Origin of the sequence: Synechococcus sp. A15-24, from assembly GCF_014280195.1 — a bacterium.
Lineage (GTDB): Bacteria > Cyanobacteriota > Cyanobacteriia > PCC-6307 > Cyanobiaceae > Parasynechococcus.
In genome coordinates, this window is record NZ_CP047960.1 from 1,896,002 (window position 1) to 1,913,368 (window position 17,367).

Genomic DNA, 17,367 nt, shown 5'->3' on the forward strand with positions numbered 1-17,367 from the left:
GCGGCCTGTTCAGGCCGCCACCGCCTGCTGATCCACCAGACCCATGGCTGCCCGCTCACTCGGCGGAATCAGCACCTTGAAGCGTCCCTTGGCCGCGGCCCAGGCGGCCAACAGCGCTGAGGCCTTGCTGCTGCCGGTGGCGGCCACGTGGGCTTCCAACAGCTCTTTGAGCGTTTCCTCCTGCTGTGAAGTGGTGAGGCTGCAGACCGCAACGATCTCAGGATTGACCCTGGCGGTGACGCGATCGCCCTCATCCAGCAGGAAGGTGACGCCACCGGTCATGCCGGCACCCACGTTGCGGCCGGTGCTGCCCAGCACCACCACCACACCGCCGGTCATGTACTCACAGCAGTGGTCGCCAGCTCCCTCCACCACGGTGCGAGCGCCGCTGTTGCGCACACCGAAGCGCTCACCAGCACGGCCACGAGCAAACAGCTCACCGCCCGTGGCGCCGTAGAGGCAGGTGTTACCGAGGATCACCTGATCACCGGGATTGGCGCAGCCGTCGGCTGGCACCAGGCTGATGCATCCACTGTTCATGCCCTTGCCGACGTAGTCGTTGGCTTCCCCTTCCAGGCGCACGTTCATGCCCTGTACCAGGAAGGCACCGAAGCTCTGGCCGGCGGCGCCCTGGAAGGTGATGTTGAGCTGGCCCTTGAAGCCGCGGTTGCCATGGCGTTGGGCGATCTCACCGGCCAGACGGGCCCCGACACTGCGGTCGGTGTTGATGATCGCGATCGTGCGGTTCAAGGAACCGTGGCTCTCCACCGCCGCCATCAGCTCGGCATCGGCGAGGAGCTGATCCTCAAGAATCGGGCCATTGCCATGGGCCTCAGCGCTGTGGCGAAGCCAGGAGCGCTCTTCCGAACCCTGGATCGGTGCCAACAGACTGGAGAGATCCACACCCTGGGTTTTGGCCAGATCCACGGCACGGGGTTGAAGCAGATCGCTGCGACCGATCAGATCTTCGAGTTTGGCCACGCCGAGCAGGCTCAGTAGCTGACGCACTTCTTCCGCCACATACCAGAAGAAATTCACCACGTGCTCAGGCACCCCGGTGAAGCGCTTGCGTAGGGCCTCCTTCTGGGTGGCCACGCCCACCGGGCAATTATTGGTGTGGCAGACCCGGGCCATGATGCAGCCCTCAGCGATCATCGCCACTGAGCCGAAGCCATACTCCTCAGCGCCCAGCAGGGCTGCGATCACCACATCCCAGCCGGTCTTGAGGCCGCCATCGGCCCGCAGCAGCACCCGATCCCGCAGGCCATTTTCGAGAAGGCTGCGGTGCACCTCGGTGAGACCCAGCTCCCAGGGGCTGCCGGCATGCTTGATCGAACTCAGCGGCGAGGCTCCGGTGCCCCCGTCATGTCCGGAGATCTGAATCACATCGGCGTTGGCCTTGGCCACGCCGGCGGCAATCGTGCCGATGCCGATCTCTGCCACCAGCTTCACGCTCACCGGCGCCTTGGGGTGCACCTGGTGCAGATCGTGAATCAGCTGAGCCAGATCCTCGATGGAATAGATGTCGTGATGCGGCGGCGGTGAGATCAGGGCCACACCGGGTTTGCTGTTGCGCAGCCAGGCGATGTAGTCATCCACCTTGGGGCCGGGCAGCTGACCGCCCTCACCGGGCTTGGCCCCCTGGGCCACCTTGATCTCCAGTTGCTTGCCACTGCGCAGGTATTCGGCTGTCACGCCAAACCGCCCGGAAGCGATCTGCTTGATCGCCGAACAGGCGGTGTCGCCGTTCTTAAGGCCGCCGATGCTGGGGAAGGCCTGCGAGCGGCCCTCGGCATCCACATCGTGAAGAACCTGGAAACGGGCCGGGTCCTCACCACCCTCGCCGCTGTTGCTCTTGCCGCCGATGCGGTTCATCGCCACCGCCAGCACCTCATGGGCTTCCCGCGACAACGCCCCGAGGCTCATGCCCCCCGTGCAGAAACGCTTGCAGAGGCATTCTGCGCTCTCCACCTGATCTAGAGGGAGCGGCGTTGGGGCCAGCTTGAACTCCAGCAGATCCCGAAGCGCCGTGACCGGACGGTTCTCCAGCAGCGTTTTGTAGGTTGAGAAATGGTCGTAGCCAGGCCCGGTTTTCACCGCCGCATGCAGGGTCTTGGCCATGTCCGGGCTGTTGAGGTGGTACTCGCCACCGGTGCGGTACTGCACGAAGCCCATGAACTCGAGCTTGCTGCGATTCAGCTCCGGGAAGGCCTTGGCATGGAGTGACAGGGTTTCGTTGGCCAGCTCTGCCAGGGTCATGCCCGCCACACGGCTGGTGGTGCCGCTGAACGCGGTGTCGATCACATCGGCACCGAGGCCGATCGCTTCAAAAATCTGAGCGCCGTGATAGCTGGCCAGGAGCGAAATGCCGATCTTGGAAAGGATCTTGCGAAGGCCGTTTTCCAGGGAAACGCGCACGTTGGCCTGCACCTTGTCGGCATCGAGGGCGGGCAGCTTGCCCTGCTCGATCCGCTTCTGGGTTTTGGGGTGGGCGAGCCAATGGCGGGTGGTCTCCCAGGTGAGCCACGGGCAGACTGCACTGGCGCCGTAACCGATCAGGCAGGCCATGTGATGGGTGCTCCAGCACTGGGCGGTGTCGATCACCAAGGAGCCGCGCAGACGCAGCTTCTGCCGCAGCAGGTGGTGATGCACTGCCCCCACGGCCAGGAGGGCCGGCATCGCCACGCTGGTGGCGGTGAGCTGGGCAGCGGCACCGGAACCATCAACACGATCGGAGAGCACCAACACCTGGGCACCGCCGCGCACAGCCTCCTCGGCCGCCTCACACAGCCCTTGCAGGGCCGATGACAAACCACCGGCGCAAGCTTCAACGGCCACCTGGGTGGAGAGGGTGGCAACGGGAAGTTCCTGCTTGCTGATCGCCGCAAGCTCGGCTTCGTTGAGAACCGGCGTGTCCAGGTGGATCACGGCGGCCGCCTCGGCCTGGGGCTTCAGCGCCGGCCGGCGTTCACCCAGATGCATTTCCAGGCTCATCACCAGCTTTTCCCGCAGGGGATCAATCGGCGGGTTGGTGACCTGGGCGAAGCGTTGTTTGAAGTAGTCGTACAGCAGGTGGGGTTTATCCGACAACACCGCCAGGGGGATGTCGTCTCCCATGCAGTAGGTGGGTTCTTTACCAAGTCCGGCCATGTCTTCGATCACGAGATCGAAGTCTTCGGCGGTGAAGCCCATGGCGGTCTGCAGCCGCAGCAGATCCAACTCACCGACCTGACGATCCTGGGTCCAGGGTTGGGCTTCCACACTGCGGCGATGGTGCTGCAGCCAGTCGCCGTAGGGGAAGCGTCCAGCCGCGTCCTCCTTCACGGTCCAGTTGTCGAGCAGCTGGCCGTTCTCCAGATCCACAGCCACCATCTGGCCAGGGCCGAGACGGCCCTTCTGAACAACGGTCTTGCCGCTGAGGTCCACCACACCGGTTTCCGATCCCATGATCACGAAACCGTCGGCGGTGGTGCACCAGCGCGCGGGTCGCAACCCGTTGCGATCAAGCGTGGCACCCACCCGTTTGCCATCGGCAAACACGAGCAGCGCCGGACCATCCCAGGGCTCCTGGATGCCGGCATTGAATTCGTACATCGCGGTCACCTCAGGGCGATCCTCCAGATCCGGCTGGTTGCGGAAGGCCTCGGGCACCAGGGTGATCAAGCTGTCGGTGATCGAGCGGCCGCTGCGCACCATCAGCTCCAGGGTGGCGTCGAGGTTGGCCGAATCACTGAACGCCGGGTTCACCACAGGGTTCAGATCATCCGCGGCTTCACCCCAAACGTCCGCGAGGCTGGCTTCAGAGGCCTTGGCCCAGTTGAGGTTGCCCAGAAGCGTGTTGATTTCTCCGTTGTGACCCAGCAACCGCATCGGCTGAGCCAGGGGCCAGCGGGGCAGGGTGTTTGTGCTGAAGCGGCGGTGGTACACCGCAAAGCTCACTTCAAAGCGCGGATCGCGCAGATCGGCGTAATACTGCGCCAGCACCTCGGAGCGCACCATGCCCTTGTACACAACGGTGCGGCTGCTCAACGAGGCCACGTAAAGATCCCGGGATCCCTCAAACCCCCAGGCCTGGCGGGCACGGGAACCGATCCGGCGACGCAGGCGCAGCAACAAAGCCTCGAAAGCGTCACCATTGGGGCCACCGGCAAGGCTCCACTGCTCGATCACAGGGGCGGTGTCCCGCGCCATGGGGCCCAGCACGGAAGAATCCACTGGAACCACCCGCCAGCCGGCGGACGTGAGGCCGAGCGCCTCGGCTTCCTCATTGCAGAACCGGCGCGCCAGCTCCCGCCGCTTGGCGTCCTGGGGCATGAACATCATCCCGAGACCGCGGGCGGAGGCCGCCTCAGGCCAGACCGCTTTCAAGTAAGTCCAGGGGATTTGGCAGAGCACGCCGGCACCATCACCGGAATCACCATCACCACCACAGCCGCCGCGGTGCTCCATGCAACCAAGGCCGCGCAGGGCCTGCTGCAGCACCCAATAGCTGGTTTCCCCAGACAATTGCGCCAGGAAACCCACCCCGCAGGCATCTTTCTCACCGGCCACAGCCTCGGGCGCAGCACTGTCGCTGTAAGGCCAGACGGTGGGTCGGGTGAGATCTGACATGAATGTTCAGCCGGGCGATTGCATGGTTCGCAGCATCGTGCTCTGCAAAAACCACGTCAGACAACGATCCTAGGCAAGCGCCCTCCCCGGATCGCCTCCCGATGTTTCCCTTCGCCCAGCTGCCGGAGCCCCTGCCGGAACTGCGACAGGCCCCGTCACTGCAGGGGCAGCAGCTGCGGATCGACGGCCTGGAGCTGCGCAACAGTTGGCAATGGGAAGGCCTCAACCGGAGCTGGCCGGACAAACTGTGGCTCCCTCTGGAGCTGTTGGAGTCACATCTCGGCTTCCGCCGCCATGAGGGGCAACTGGAGTGGTTCGGCCGCCGGCAGCCATTGGCAGAGCTGCCCCAGCGAACCCTGGGTGATGAGGTGGGCCTGGAGGTGGCGGACTGGCTGGCCCAGGTCGGCGTCATCATTCGTCTGGAGGATCAGCAGCTGCAGCTGACCTTGCCTGCGGCAGATCTGCAGGGGATTCGGCGCGGCAAGGGCAGCACCGCCGATCGCCTCGTGCTGGACCTCGATGGCCCCGCATTGGTGCAACGCGTGGGAGATGACTTGCATCTGGGCGTGCGCAGCACAGCAGCCCAGCAGCTGGAGCTGCGACGGCTGCGGCTCATTCCTCAGCAAGGTCCCAACAGCCTCGTGCTGAAGGGACAGGCCACTCGACTCAGGACCCTGAGCCTGGCGACACCCTGGCGCGTTGTGCTCGATGGCGTACGGACTGGCGGCCCTGCAGCGACTGCGGCCCAGCTTCCCCTCAGCAACCCGGCAATTGCTCGCTGGCTGCGCCGCGGCCTGGTGCTCGAGGAACGCACCGTCACCGTGGGCGTCAAGCCACTGCGGGTGCTCAGAACCGGCGGTGACCTGAGCCGCATCGGTTTGACGATGACGCCACTCACCATGGCTGGACAACAGCAGGGGCTGCGCTTTCTGCCCCAGTTGTCCCAACCGGCCAATGCGGTGATCGCCATCAACGGCGGCTTTTTCAATCGCATCCTGCAACTGCCCCTTGGCGCTCTACGTCAACAGGGCCAGTGGCTGTCCGGACCGATCCTCAACCGGGGGGTGGTCGCTTGGGGCGACAACGATCAACTCCAGTTCGGACGCCTGCGGCTGGACCAGCAGCTGCAGGTGAACGGTGGTCGGCGCTGGGGGCTGAGCTATCTCAACAGCGGCTATGTACAACGGGGCCTCAGCCGCTACACACGCGCCTGGGGACCGATCTATCGCCCGCTCAGCGGCGAGGAGGAGGCACTGCTGGTGCAGGGGGGCCGCGTTACGCATCGCTTTGATCGCGCCAGCATTCGCCGTGGTGTGCTGATTCCCGCCGACGGCGACCTGGTTGTGGCCCGCGGCGGCACCCCCCTGCCGGCCAAAGCCGGCGATGCGGTGATGCTGAGCCAACGCACCACGTCCGGGCTGGGTGATCAAGCCAACGTGCTCGGTGGGGGGCCGCTGCTGATCCAGGGAGGCCAGATTGTGTTGAACGGTCGTGCTGAAGGATTCAGCCCTGATTTCCTCGCCCTTGCGGCACCCAGGACCGTCGTGGGCCAAGGGGCAGGCGGCACCTGGCTGTTGGCCTTGCGCGGTGCAGCGGGGAGCGATCCCACCTTGCTGGAGACAGCCCTGGCCGCGCAGCAGCTCGGACTGAAGGATGCACTGAACCTGGACGGAGGCAGTTCAACGACGGTCGTGGTGGCTGGACGAACGGTGGTGAACGGTCGCGGCAGTGCCCCCCGTGTGCATAACGGACTTGGCTTCATTCCCCTTTAAACAGCTGGCACAATGGGACGACACCAGACGATTCATTCCATGGCTGCCAATCTGCGCCTGACGCCGGCTGCCGCCGCAGAACTGGGTCGTCAGGCCGCGGTTGCCGGCACTCCTGGGCAGATGCATCTCGAGCTTCGCCCAGGAGATTGTGCTGATCACGTGATCCAGATCCGTCCTGGACATCTGGCGGGGGTGGCCATCGCCAGGGCTGATGGCGTCACCCTTCATGCACCCAAGAACCAGCTCAACCTGTCGCAAGGCCTGTGCCTCGACTATCGCGGTGACCTCAGCGGTGGCGGATTTCTGATTCGCAGCGGAGACGGGATCAGCCCCTGCGCATGCGGCAGTGCGTTCAGCCTGCGATAGAAGGGACCGTTAACCGGTATCGTGGCGGATTGTCGAATCTGGTCGGGGCGTCCGACCGCACACCGACCCTCGATGCCAACCATCCAACAGCTGATCCGCGCGGAGCGTTCACGCCTCAAGGCCAAGACAAAATCGCCGGCCTTGAAGTCCTGCCCAGAACGCCGCGGGGTCTGCACCCGTGTGTACACCTCCACGCCAAAGAAGCCCAATTCGGCGCTGCGCAAGGTGGCTCGCGTACGCCTCACCTCCGGCTTCGAGGTCACCGCCTACATCGGCGGCGTCGGACACAACCTTCAGGAGCACTCCGTGGTGCTGATTCGCGGCGGTCGTGTCAAGGACCTGCCAGGTGTCAGATACCACATCATTCGAGGCACTTTGGACACCGCTGGCGTCAAAGACCGCCGGCAGTCTCGCTCGAAGTACGGCGCCAAGGCTCCGAAGGAGTGACCTCACGGTCTTCCATTACCCACCACGTTCTGATCCCCACTTCACTGACCTCCGATGTCCCGCCGCAACGCCGCTGAAAAACGTCCGGTTCTTCCTGATCCGCAGTTCAACAGTCGTCTGGCAACGATGATGGTGTCCCGTCTGATGCAGCACGGCAAGAAGTCCACGGCGCAGCGGATCCTGTCCGATGCGTTCGGTTTGATCAACGAGCGCACTGGCGGAGACCCCCTGGAGCTGTTCGAAACGGCAGTGAAGAACGCCACCCCCCTGGTCGAGGTCCGTGCCCGTCGCGTCGGTGGCGCGACCTACCAGGTTCCGATGGAAGTACGTCAGGAACGTGGCACCGCCATGGCCCTGCGCTGGCTGGTGAGCTTCTCCCGCGCCCGCAACGGCCGGAGCATGGCTCAGAAGCTCGCCGGCGAACTGATGGATGCAGCCAATGAGGCCGGAAGCGCGGTTCGCAAGCGCGAAGAAACCCACAAGATGGCAGAAGCCAACAAGGCTTTTGCCCACTACCGCTATTGATCTCGGGCAAGCCAGCCCGACACCTTCTATGTCAAGGTCTGGCCTGTAGAGTCTCACCCGCCTTTTCACGCCCCACCCCCGGAGAATTCCTGTGGCTCGCGACTTCCCCCTGGAACGCGTCAGAAATATTGGTATCGCCGCCCACATTGACGCCGGCAAAACCACCACCACTGAACGGATCCTGTTCTATTCAGGCGTGGTGCACAAGATCGGTGAGGTGCATGACGGCGCCGCCGTGACCGACTGGATGGCCCAGGAACGGGAACGTGGCATCACCATCACCGCGGCTGCCATTTCCACGTCTTGGCAGGACCACCGGATCAACATCATTGATACACCCGGGCACGTGGACTTCACCATCGAGGTGGAGCGTTCCATGCGGGTGCTTGATGGAGTGATTGCAGTGTTCTGCGCCGTGGGTGGTGTCCAGCCCCAATCCGAAACCGTTTGGCGTCAAGCTGATCGCTACTCCGTTCCGCGGATGGTGTTCGTCAACAAGATGGACCGCACCGGCGCGGATTTCCTCAAGGTTCACGGGCAGATCAAGGATCGGCTCAAGGCCAATGCCGTGCCCATCCAGCTCCCCATCGGAGCCGAAGGCGACCTGAGCGGCATCATCGACCTGGTCGGCAACAAGGCTTACATCTATAAGAACGACCTCGGCACCGACATCGAAGAAGCCGAGATCCCTGCCGAGATGGCCGATGAGGCCGCCGAATGGCGCGCCACGCTGATGGAGACCATCGCTGAAACCGATGAGGCTTTGATTGAGAAGTTCCTCGAAACCGGCGAACTGTCCACCGAAGAGCTCAAGAAGGGAATCCGCGAGGGTGTGCTCAAGCACGGGTTGGTGCCGATGCTCTGTGGTTCGGCCTTCAAGAACAAGGGTGTGCAGCTGGTTCTCGATGCTGTCATCGACTACCTTCCAGCCCCTGTCGATGTGCCCCCGATTCAGGGTGTGCTTCCCGACGGGAAAGAAGCGGTTCGTCCGTCCGATGACAAAGCACCCTTCTCAGCCCTGGCCTTCAAGGTCATGGCTGACCCTTACGGCAAGCTCACCTTCGTCCGGATGTATTCCGGTGTCCTGGAGAAGGGAAGCTACGTTCTCAACTCCACCAAGGGTGAGAAGGAGCGCATTTCACGTCTGGTAGTGCTGAAGGCCGACGACCGCGAAGAAGTTGATGCTCTGCGGGCCGGCGATCTCGGCGCCGTTCTCGGACTGAAGAACACCACCACGGGTGACACCCTCTGCACTCAAGACGACCCGATCGTTCTCGAGACCCTGTTCATCCCGGAACCGGTGATCTCTGTAGCGGTCGAGCCCAAAACCAAGGGCGACATGGAGAAACTCTCCAAGGCCCTGGTGGCACTGGCTGAGGAAGACCCCACATTCCGCGTTAACACGGATCAGGAAACCGGCCAGACCGTGATCGCCGGCATGGGTGAGCTTCACTTGGAAATCCTGGTGGACCGCATGCTGCGGGAATTCAAGGTTGAGGCCAACATCGGTGCTCCTCAGGTGTCCTACCGGGAAACCATCCGTGGTTCCGCTGGGGGTGAAGGCAAGTTCTCCCGTCAGACCGGTGGTAAGGGTCAGTACGGCCATGTCGTGATCGAAATGGAGCCCGGCGAACCTGGCTCCGGTTTCGAGTTCGTCAACAAGATCGTGGGCGGTGTTGTTCCCAAGGAATACATCAAGCCCGCCGAACAGGGCATGAAAGAGACCTGCGAATCCGGTGTGATCGCTGGTTATCCCCTGATCGATGTGAAGTGCACCATGGTCGACGGTTCGTATCACGACGTCGACTCTTCGGAGATGGCGTTCAAGATCGCTGGCTCCATGGCCTTCAAGGACGGCGTCAAGAAGTGCAGTCCTGTGCTTCTTGAGCCGATGATGAAAGTCGAAGTCGAGGTCCCTGAGGATTTCCTCGGTTCGATCATCGGCGACCTGTCCTCACGCCGAGGCCAGGTTGAGGGCCAAGGCGTTGAAGATGGCACATCCAAGATCTCGGCCAAGGTGCCCCTTGCCGAGATGTTCGGTTACGCCACCGAGCTCCGCTCCATGACCCAGGGCCGGGGCATCTTCTCGATGGAATTCGACAATTACGCCGAAGTTCCTCGCAATGTGGCCGAAGCCATCATTTCCAAGAATCAGGGCAACTAATCCTGATCTCTAAACTCCTCTCATTCCAACCCTCGATTCTTAACCACAAATGGCACGCGAGAAGTTCGAAAGGAACAAGCCCCACGTCAACATCGGCACCATCGGCCACGTTGACCACGGCAAAACCACCCTCACCGCTGCGATCACCAACGTGCTCGCCAAGAAAGGTCAGGCTGAGAAGCAGGACTACGCCGATATCGACGGTGCTCCCGAGGAGCGTGAGCGCGGCATCACCATCAACACCGCCCACGTTGAATACGAGACCGACACCCGTCACTACGCCCACGTGGACTGCCCCGGTCACGCGGACTACGTGAAGAACATGATCACCGGTGCCGCCCAGATGGATGGCGCCATCCTGGTCTGCGCCGCCACCGACGGCCCCATGGCTCAGACCAAGGAGCACATCCTGCTGGCCAAGCAGGTGGGTGTTCCTGCTCTGGTGGTTGCCCTGAACAAGTGCGACATGGTCGATGACGAAGAGATCATCGAATTGGTTGAGATGGAAGTGCGTGAGCTGCTGGACAGCTACGACTTCCCTGGTGATGACATCCCTGTTGTCCAGGTGTCTGGTCTGAAAGCTCTCGAAGGCGAAGCCGAGTGGGAAGCCAAGATCGAAGAACTCATGACTGCCGTTGATGAGGCCATCCCTGAGCCCGAGCGTGAGGTTGACAAGCCTTTCCTGATGGCCGTTGAGGACGTCTTCTCCATCACCGGTCGTGGCACCGTGGCCACCGGTCGGATCGAGCGTGGCAAGGTCAAGGTTGGCGAGGAGATCGAAATCGTTGGTATCAAGGACGCTCGCAAAACCACCGTCACCGGTGTGGAGATGTTCCGGAAGCTCCTCGAAGAAGGAATGGCTGGAGACAACTGCGGCCTTCTGCTCCGCGGTATCCAGAAAGAGGACATCGAGCGCGGCATGGTGCTGGTGAAGCCCGGTTCCATCACCCCTCACACCAAATTCGAAGGTGAGGTTTATGTTCTTAAGAAGGAAGAAGGTGGCCGCCACACTCCCTTCTTCGCCGGCTATCGCCCGCAGTTCTACATCCGTACAACGGACGTGACCGGTCAGATCACCGCATTCACCGCCGATGACGGCAGTGCCGTTGAGATGGTGATGCCCGGTGACCGCATCAAAATGACCGGTGAGCTGATCTGCCCTGTGGCCATGGAAAACGGCATGCGCTTCGCCATCCGCGAAGGCGGCCGCACCATTGGTGCCGGCGTGGTCTCCAAGATCATCGAGTGATCAGCATTAACTGATTACTGATGGATGGGGGGAGTTATCCCCCCATCTCCTACATTTGATTTGAACCTCGACAACTGAATTCAGGACTCCCAGGATCCTGTTCGCTTCTTTCCTATGTCCACTGCCATTGCTCAGCAGAAGATCCGCATTCGCTTGAAGGCGTTTGACCGCCGCATGCTGGATCTCTCCTGCGACAAGATTATTGAGACGGCCGATCAGACCGCTGCAACAGCGATCGGCCCCATTCCTCTCCCCACCAAGCGCAAGATTTACTGCGTGCTGCGTTCTCCTCACGTGGACAAGGATTCCCGCGAGCATTTCGAGACCCGGACCCACCGCCGCATCATCGACATCTACAGCCCATCGGCGAAGACCATCGATGCCTTGATGAAGCTGGACCTCCCCAGTGGTGTCGACATTGAAGTGAAGCTCTGAACGCTTCGGCGTCAGATCGTCCTTCCTAGGATCATCATGCGTTTGAGCGGCGTCCGTGTCCGATTTTTCCGTCAGGGAGCTTCCCCTGTTCCCCCTGCCGGACGTCGTTCTGTTTCCGCAGCAGCTGCTGCCGCTGCATATTTTTGAATCCCGCTATCGGATGCTGCTCCAGACCGTTCTGGAGACCGACAAACGATTCGGGATCGTGCGGATCAATCCCGAAAACGGCGAGATGGCCGAAATCGGCTGCTGCGCCGAAGTGCTCCAGCACCAGACCACGGACGATGGTCGCAGCTACATCGTCACCCTTGGCCAGCAGCGTTTTCGCGTGCTCAATGTCACCCGTGAAACCCCTTTCCGCTCAGCCATGGTCAGCTGGATGGAAGACGAGCCAGTCGAAGACCACGCCGAGCTCAACGCATTGCGCGACAAGGTCAGTTCAGCCTTGAACGATGTCTTTTCACTCACGGCCAAGATCCAAGGCCGCGAAGCGGAACTGCCTGATGACCTCCCCGATCTGCCGCGGGAGCTGTCGTTCTGGATCGGAGCCCATCTCGACAACCGCGCCGCCCCTGAACAGCAGACCCTGCTGGAGCTCAGTGACACCAACGAGCGCCTGGAACGTCAATTCGAGATGCTCGACCACACCCGTCGTCAACTGGCGGCCAGAACAGTGCTGATGGATCTCAAGGAGCAAGACGTCTGATGTTGGCTGGACTGCTTCTCCTGACCGGGGCTGCCGGCGCCACGGCACTGCTGATCTGGTTGCAGCGTGATCGCCGCTACCACTCGTCAGACAGCGTTGCCGCGGCCTACGACGCCTGGACCGATGACCAACTGCTGGAACGGCTCTGGGGAGAGCATGTCCACCTGGGGCATTACGGAAACCCGCCAGGTTCTGTCGACTTCCGCCAGGCCAAGGAGGCTTTTGTGCACGAGCTGGTGCGCTGGAGCGAGCTCGACCAACTACCTCGAGGCAGTCGGGTGTTGGATGTGGGTTGCGGCATCGGCGGCAGTGCCCGGATCCTAGCCAGGGACTATGGCTTGGACGTGCTCGGGGTGAGCATCAGCCCAGCCCAGATCCGCCGCGCCACAGAACTCACCCCCGCAGGCCTCAGCTGTCGCTTTGAAGTGATGGATGCCCTCAACCTTCAACTTCCCGATCAGCAATTCGATGCGGTGTGGACGGTAGAGGCAGGACCCCATATGCCAGACAAGCAGCGTTTCGCTGACGAGTTGCTGCGGGTGCTCCGGCCCGGGGGCTGCTTAGCCGCCGCTGATTGGAACCGCCGCGACCCCAAGGATGGCGCCATGAACCGCATCGAACGCTGGGTGATGCGGCAGCTGTTGAATCAATGGGCGCATCCGGAATTCGCCAGCATCCCTGGCTTCCGGGCCAACCTTGAAGCCAGCCCTCACCAGAGGGGCCTGATCAGTACCGGCGACTGGACTGTGGCCACCCTTCCCTCCTGGTTTGATTCGATCGCCGAAGGCCTCCGTCGCCCCTGGGCTGTCCTGGGCCTTGGTCCCAAAGCAGTGGTTCAAGGCCTACGGGAGACTCCGACACTGCTGTTGATGCATTGGGCCTTTGCCACAGGGTTGATGCAGTTCGGCGTCTTTCGCCTCAGCCGCTGAACAGTTCACTGCTGGGGTAAGCCCCAAAGTGCGCCAGGTGCTCACAGAGCGGTGTCAGTGCTGCCACCAGGGTGCTCAGCGCCTCTGGCTGCTGCGCCGGCAATTCCACATCCACGAAAAAGACGTACTCCCCCAACTCGCGTTTGGAAGGCCGCGATTCAATCCGGCTCATGTTCAACCCCTGTTCCGCCAGGCTGGCCAGGGCTTCCAGCAGGGCACCTGGTGCATTGCGGTGCAGTGAGAACGCCAGGCTGGCCACATCCCCCTCCAGGCGCCGTTCCCCACGGTGCAACAGCAGAAAACGGGTGCGGTTGCCTGCCAAATCATTCACCGGGTAAGCCAGTTCCTCCAGTCCATGCTCTTGGCCGGCCTTGCGGGAGGCGATCGCCGCTCGGAAGCGGCTGCCCGCCACCATTCGCGCCGCCTCAGCGGTGGACGACGTGGGCAGTTGCAGCGCCTGAGGCAACTGAGCGGCCAGCCAGCCGGAACACTGCGCCAGGGCCTGAGGGTGAGACAACACTTCGGTGACGTCCTGCAACGATCCACTGCCCAGCAGGGCATGGCGGATCGGCAGCACCAGAGCGCGGCGGATGCCGAGGTCGGAATGGGCCCAGAGCGCATCGAGCGTGGCCGTGACACCACCCTCCACGGAGTTCTCCACAGGGACCACCGCCGCATCAGACCCTGCCTGGGCCAGGCACTCCACCACGGCCCGCAGTCCCGCACAGGGCAGAAAGCTCACCTCCGTCAGCCCTTCCAACTCGGCCAGAGCGCGGCTGGCCTGCTCGCCGTAAGTCCCTGCTGGGCCGAGGTAGGCGATGCGGGTGGGCATCGGAGGCGGGGACAACACTGGATAGGATCATGCCCTGTCGGGAGATGGTCATGCCCCTGGCCTTCTGTGCCAGCCAGCGCCTCGATCTACCCGTGAACCGCCAGACCGAGCGGCTGCCGGACTATCTCCAGCAGGAGGACAGGGTGATTGCATCCCTGCTGGATCCACGTCAGTTGACCCGTTTAGCTCCGGGCACCTATCGATACACCGTCACTACGATTCAGGTGTTTCAACTGCAAGTGAAGCCCGTCGTCTCCCTGGAGATCGAGACCGTCGACGGCGCCATGCACATGCGCGCCCTCGACTGTGAATTGGAGGGCCTTGGAATCGTGGATGACTTCAACCTCACCCTCGAGGCCAGCCTGAGCTGCAACAGCAAGGGCCTCAGTGGTGATGCCCGGCTTGAGGTTCAGGTCAGTCAGCCTCCGCTGTTGCGACTGATTCCCCGCCGCGTTCTGGAAAGTACCGGGGAGTCGATTCTTGGCGGCATTTTGCTGGGCATCAAGACGCGCGTGGGCCAGCAGTTGATCGCAGACTTCAAGCGTTGGTGCCGCGAGAGCCCCACCCTGGTGTCACCCCAGCAGGCGTCGGAGAAAACTGCGGCGATGCAGAGCTGACGGTCCGAGATCGAGCAGGGCTGCACGGTGCAGGGCCGTGCCATAACCGGCATGGCGTTCCAGGCCATAGCCCGGGAACCGCCGCGACAGACGCTGGATCAATGCATCCCGGCACTGCTTGGCAATCACGCTGGCAGCAGCGATCGCCAATGCCTGTTGGTCGCCGGCCACGATGCTGCGCTGTTGTCCCATCCAGGGGCGCAGAGGCAGATTGCCATCCACCAACACCAGATTCGGCCGATTCGGTAGCCGCTGCAGCGCCCTCAGCATGGCCAACTCGGTGGCAGGACGGATCCCCAGGCGGTCGATCTCTCGGGCTGAAGCCTGGCCCAGCCCCCAGGCTTCGGCCTCCTGTTCAATCAACGGCACCATCTCCCCCCGCCGGCGTGCAGATAACCGTTTGCTGTCTGTGAGTCCCTCCTTCTGAAGACGGCTGGCGTTGGCAGCCTCCAATACAACAGCCCCAGCAAAGACGGGGCCAAACAGGCAGCCCCGTCCCACTTCATCCACCCCGGCGACACCGCGATGGCAGGGGATGGAATCAGTCAGGGGAGGCTGAAGCCGAAGACCGACGCCGGCGACGGCGGGGTTCTTCGGCTTCCGTTTCTTCAGCGGTGGCTTGAGACCCATCAACGACGACAGCCGGAGTTGGCTCAGGCAATGGCGGCACCTCATCCAGCACCACAGGCTGAACGGCCTCGAGTGGTGTGATCTCCACCATCAACGGCTGCTCTTCAACCTCGGGTGGGTCCGCCACAACCACCGCAGACGCATCGAGCGGAGCTGGCGATGAAGCGCCGCCGTTGCCTCGGGAGTAGCCACGGCCACCGCGTCCACCACGCCGGCGGCGGCGGCCAGCGGTGGCAGCCAACTGCTGGCGAGCCTGCTCGAGCACGGCTTCAGCGTCTTCTCCGGGCCGGACCACCCGCACCATCACATTCTCGGATTCAGGCGGCTCATCCAGCAACAGAATCGGGTTGAGGCCAAGGGTTCCGTACACCTCCTCCTGCTCCGGTGTCATGGGCACCGCCACCAACTCAGGATCCTGGCGGCGGGCAAGGGCCGGTTCCTGCGCCTCCTCCGTGGAGACCTCTGGAGCCTCGGTTTCATCGGTGTCGCTCAGCACAGGCAGGTTGTCCTGGGCAGCACGACCTCGACCGCCGCGACGCCGTCGCCCATTGCCGGAGGTCTCGGCAGGAGGGGCCACTTCAGCGCGGGCCGATGCTGCCGAGCGCACCAGACCGGTCGCCGTCGCCAGAGGCTGCAGCAGATCCTTGCCGGGCAAGACCGCCACGTGCCCAAGACCGCCGCAGCTGGGGCAGGCACGACCGAAGAGCTCGTAGATGTTCTGGCCCTGGCGCTTGCGGGTCAGTTCCACCAGACCAAGCTCGGTCAACTGGGCAATCTGCGGCCGCGCAGCGTCATCCCGAACCGCCGTGGTGAAGTGCTCCAGCAGCTGCAGCTGATCCCGGCGGGAATCCATATCGATGAAATCGATGATGATCACGCCGCCGATGTTGCGCAGCTTCAGCTGGCGGGCGATCTCGATGGCCGCCTCACAATTGGTCCACAGCACGGTCTCCCGTGCATTGGCAGACCGGGTGAAGGAGCCTGAGTTCACGTCAATGACGGTGAGAGCCTCCGTCGGTTCGATGATCACGTACCCGCCGGAAGGCAGGTCGACCCGAGGCTTCAGGGCGTCACGGATGGCGGCGTTGACCTTGAAGTGCTCCAACAGCTCGCTTGGCTCGCTGTGGGCCTCCACCAACACCTTGTCCGCCTCGGCGCCGAGAAAACTGCTGACGCGGGCGACGGCGGCAGGCTCATCCACCACCACCCGAACCAGGTCGGGGCTGGTGTGATCCCGCAGGATCCTGTTGATGAAATCCTCGTCCCGATTGAGCAGCACCGGAGGAGCTGCAGTCTCGGCAGCCTGTTGGATCGCTTCCCACTGCCGCAGGAGGGATTCGAGGTCATCAATCAGCTGATCTTCAGCAATGCCATCGGCCTCGGTGCGGATCAGCAGCCCTGCTCCAGGCGGCTTGATCAGCACACCAAGAGCCCGCAGGCGATTGCGTTCCGCCTCAGAGCTGATCCGGCGCGAGATATTCACCCCCTGACCATGGGGCTGCAACACCAGGTAGCGCCCGGGGAGCGCCAGATTGCCGGTGAGTCGCGGCCCCTTGGTGCCGGTTGGCTCCTTCATCACCTGCACCAACACCTTCTGGCGCGGTTCCAGCAATTCGGTGATGCCGGCAGACCCTTTCTTCAGGCGCAGTGGGCCCAGATCCGTGACGTGGATGAACCCATTTTTTTCGCTTTCACCAATGTTGACGAAAGCTGCATCAATGCCGGGAAGAACATTCTCAACGGTGCCGAGGTAGACGTCACCGATTTGGTAACGACCCTGGGCAACGATCAGTTCGTCAACCCGTTCATCGGTGAGCACAGCCGCGATGCGCAGCTGCTCCGCGATGACAATTTGCTGGGGCATAAATGGACGTGGCGAGCCCACGCGAGGCTCAAATCCCATCAGTCGGCATCCGCCGCACTGCAGGGGTGGTTAGGGATGGATGGGCCAATGAGGCCGGAAATGTTGCGGAGTCGAAACTCCTCTGGAACGAGCTCGAGGGAGTTTGGTTCTGTGCGGACCTTCGATCGAGCGATGGACCTCGATATCCGAATTCGGATCAGGCAAGACCGGAACAGGACGT

14 protein-coding genes are annotated in these 17,367 nt (G+C 62.7%); 10 read left to right on the forward strand and 4 right to left on the reverse strand.

Annotated elements, in window-relative coordinates:
* Positions 1–9: 9 nt before the first annotated feature.
* Positions 10–4,611 carry a glutamate synthase large subunit gene (gene gltB / locus SynA1524_RS10835; protein ID WP_186497797.1) on the reverse strand — a complete coding sequence of 1,534 codons (4,602 nt, stop codon included), beginning with the start codon at positions 4,609–4,611 and terminating at the stop codon, positions 10–12.
* Between the two features lie 101 nt (positions 4,612–4,712).
* Between gltB and SynA1524_RS10840 the strand changes: the two genes are divergently transcribed.
* The 9 genes from SynA1524_RS10840 to SynA1524_RS10880 all read left to right on the forward strand — a co-directional run bounded on the left by SynA1524_RS10840 (position 4,713) and on the right by SynA1524_RS10880 (position 13,204).
* Positions 4,713–6,383 carry a phosphodiester glycosidase family protein gene (locus SynA1524_RS10840; RefSeq protein WP_186497799.1) on the forward strand — a complete coding sequence of 557 codons (1,671 nt, stop codon included), beginning with the start codon at positions 4,713–4,715 and terminating at the stop codon, positions 6,381–6,383.
* A gap of 39 nt (positions 6,384–6,422) precedes the next feature.
* The gene (locus tag SynA1524_RS10845) at positions 6,423–6,749 is read left to right on the forward strand and encodes an AIR synthase (protein ID WP_186497801.1); all 327 of its coding nucleotides are present in this window, start codon (positions 6,423–6,425) and stop codon (positions 6,747–6,749) included.
* Positions 6,750–6,821: 72 nt separating this feature from the next.
* Positions 6,822–7,196: a 30S ribosomal protein S12 gene (gene rpsL / locus SynA1524_RS10850; RefSeq protein ID WP_186497803.1), complete on the forward strand. Its 375-nt coding sequence runs from the start codon at positions 6,822–6,824 to the stop codon at positions 7,194–7,196.
* 54 nt (positions 7,197–7,250) lie between these two features.
* Positions 7,251–7,721, forward strand: coding sequence for a 30S ribosomal protein S7 (gene rpsG / locus SynA1524_RS10855; protein WP_011128992.1), 471 nt, complete (start codon positions 7,251–7,253; stop codon positions 7,719–7,721).
* A gap of 91 nt (positions 7,722–7,812) precedes the next feature.
* On the forward strand, positions 7,813–9,885 hold the full coding sequence (fusA, locus tag SynA1524_RS10860) for an elongation factor G (protein WP_186497805.1): 2,073 nt from the start codon (positions 7,813–7,815) through the stop codon (positions 9,883–9,885).
* Positions 9,886–9,934: 49 nt separating this feature from the next.
* Positions 9,935–11,134: an elongation factor Tu gene (tuf, locus tag SynA1524_RS10865; protein WP_186497807.1), complete on the forward strand. Its 1,200-nt coding sequence runs from the start codon at positions 9,935–9,937 to the stop codon at positions 11,132–11,134.
* 114 nt (positions 11,135–11,248) lie between these two features.
* A complete protein-coding gene (gene rpsJ, locus SynA1524_RS10870; protein ID WP_011128995.1) occupies positions 11,249–11,569 on the forward strand; it encodes a 30S ribosomal protein S10 in 321 nt (106 codons plus the stop codon).
* A 55-nt stretch (positions 11,570–11,624) separates the two neighbouring features.
* Positions 11,625–12,275, forward strand: a complete 651-nt coding sequence (locus SynA1524_RS10875; protein ID WP_186497817.1) for an LON peptidase substrate-binding domain-containing protein — start codon at positions 11,625–11,627, stop codon at positions 12,273–12,275.
* A complete protein-coding gene (locus tag SynA1524_RS10880; RefSeq protein ID WP_186497819.1) occupies positions 12,275–13,204 on the forward strand; it encodes a methyltransferase domain-containing protein in 930 nt (309 codons plus the stop codon). The genes SynA1524_RS10875 and SynA1524_RS10880 overlap by 1 nt, the downstream gene beginning before the upstream one ends.
* On the opposite strand, the gene pheA is transcribed toward SynA1524_RS10880, so the two are convergent.
* Positions 13,194–14,036, reverse strand: a complete 843-nt coding sequence (gene pheA / locus SynA1524_RS10885; RefSeq protein ID WP_186497821.1) for a prephenate dehydratase — start codon at positions 14,034–14,036, stop codon at positions 13,194–13,196. The two genes, SynA1524_RS10880 and pheA, sit on opposite strands and share 11 nt — an antisense overlap.
* Positions 14,037–14,086: 50 nt before the next feature.
* On the opposite strand from pheA, the gene SynA1524_RS10890 reads away from it, so the two are divergent.
* Positions 14,087–14,653 (forward strand): DUF1997 domain-containing protein, encoded by a 567-nt coding sequence (locus SynA1524_RS10890; RefSeq protein WP_186497823.1) that lies wholly within the window; start codon positions 14,087–14,089, stop codon positions 14,651–14,653.
* Here SynA1524_RS10890 and SynA1524_RS10895 read toward each other — a convergent pair.
* Together SynA1524_RS10895 and SynA1524_RS10900 are read right to left on the reverse strand one after the other, a co-directional pair.
* Positions 14,609–15,283, reverse strand: a complete 675-nt coding sequence (locus SynA1524_RS10895) for a ribonuclease HII (protein ID WP_286188575.1) — start codon at positions 15,281–15,283, stop codon at positions 14,609–14,611. The genes SynA1524_RS10890 and SynA1524_RS10895 overlap by 45 nt on opposite strands.
* Complete coding sequence (locus SynA1524_RS10900) at positions 15,195–17,147, reverse strand: Rne/Rng family ribonuclease (RefSeq protein WP_186497825.1); 1,953 nt, start codon at positions 17,145–17,147, stop codon at positions 15,195–15,197. The genes SynA1524_RS10895 and SynA1524_RS10900 overlap by 89 nt, the downstream gene beginning before the upstream one ends.
* Between the last annotated feature and the right edge of the window lie 220 nt (positions 17,148–17,367).

Coding starts and splice junctions, on each gene's coding strand:
- gltB (WP_186497797.1), bottom strand. CDS start 4,611: ATGTCAGATCTCACCCGACCCACCGTCTGGCCTTACAGCGACAGTGCT.
- SynA1524_RS10840 (WP_186497799.1), top strand. CDS start 4,713: ATGTTTCCCTTCGCCCAGCTGCCGGAGCCCCTGCCGGAACTGCGACAG.
- rpsL (WP_186497803.1), top strand. CDS start 6,822: ATGCCAACCATCCAACAGCTGATCCGCGCGGAGCGTTCACGCCTCAAG.
- SynA1524_RS10890 (WP_186497823.1), top strand. CDS start 14,087: ATGCCCCTGGCCTTCTGTGCCAGCCAGCGCCTCGATCTACCCGTGAAC.
- SynA1524_RS10880 (WP_186497819.1), top strand. CDS start 12,275: ATGTTGGCTGGACTGCTTCTCCTGACCGGGGCTGCCGGCGCCACGGCA.
- SynA1524_RS10895 (WP_286188575.1), bottom strand. CDS start 15,283: ATGGGTCTCAAGCCACCGCTGAAGAAACGGAAGCCGAAGAACCCCGCC.
- SynA1524_RS10900 (WP_186497825.1), bottom strand. CDS start 17,147: ATGCCCCAGCAAATTGTCATCGCGGAGCAGCTGCGCATCGCGGCTGTG.
- pheA (WP_186497821.1), bottom strand. CDS start 14,036: ATGCCCACCCGCATCGCCTACCTCGGCCCAGCAGGGACTTACGGCGAG.
- rpsJ (WP_011128995.1), top strand. CDS start 11,249: ATGTCCACTGCCATTGCTCAGCAGAAGATCCGCATTCGCTTGAAGGCG.
- SynA1524_RS10845 (WP_186497801.1), top strand. CDS start 6,423: ATGGCTGCCAATCTGCGCCTGACGCCGGCTGCCGCCGCAGAACTGGGT.
- rpsG (WP_011128992.1), top strand. CDS start 7,251: ATGTCCCGCCGCAACGCCGCTGAAAAACGTCCGGTTCTTCCTGATCCG.
- tuf (WP_186497807.1), top strand. CDS start 9,935: ATGGCACGCGAGAAGTTCGAAAGGAACAAGCCCCACGTCAACATCGGC.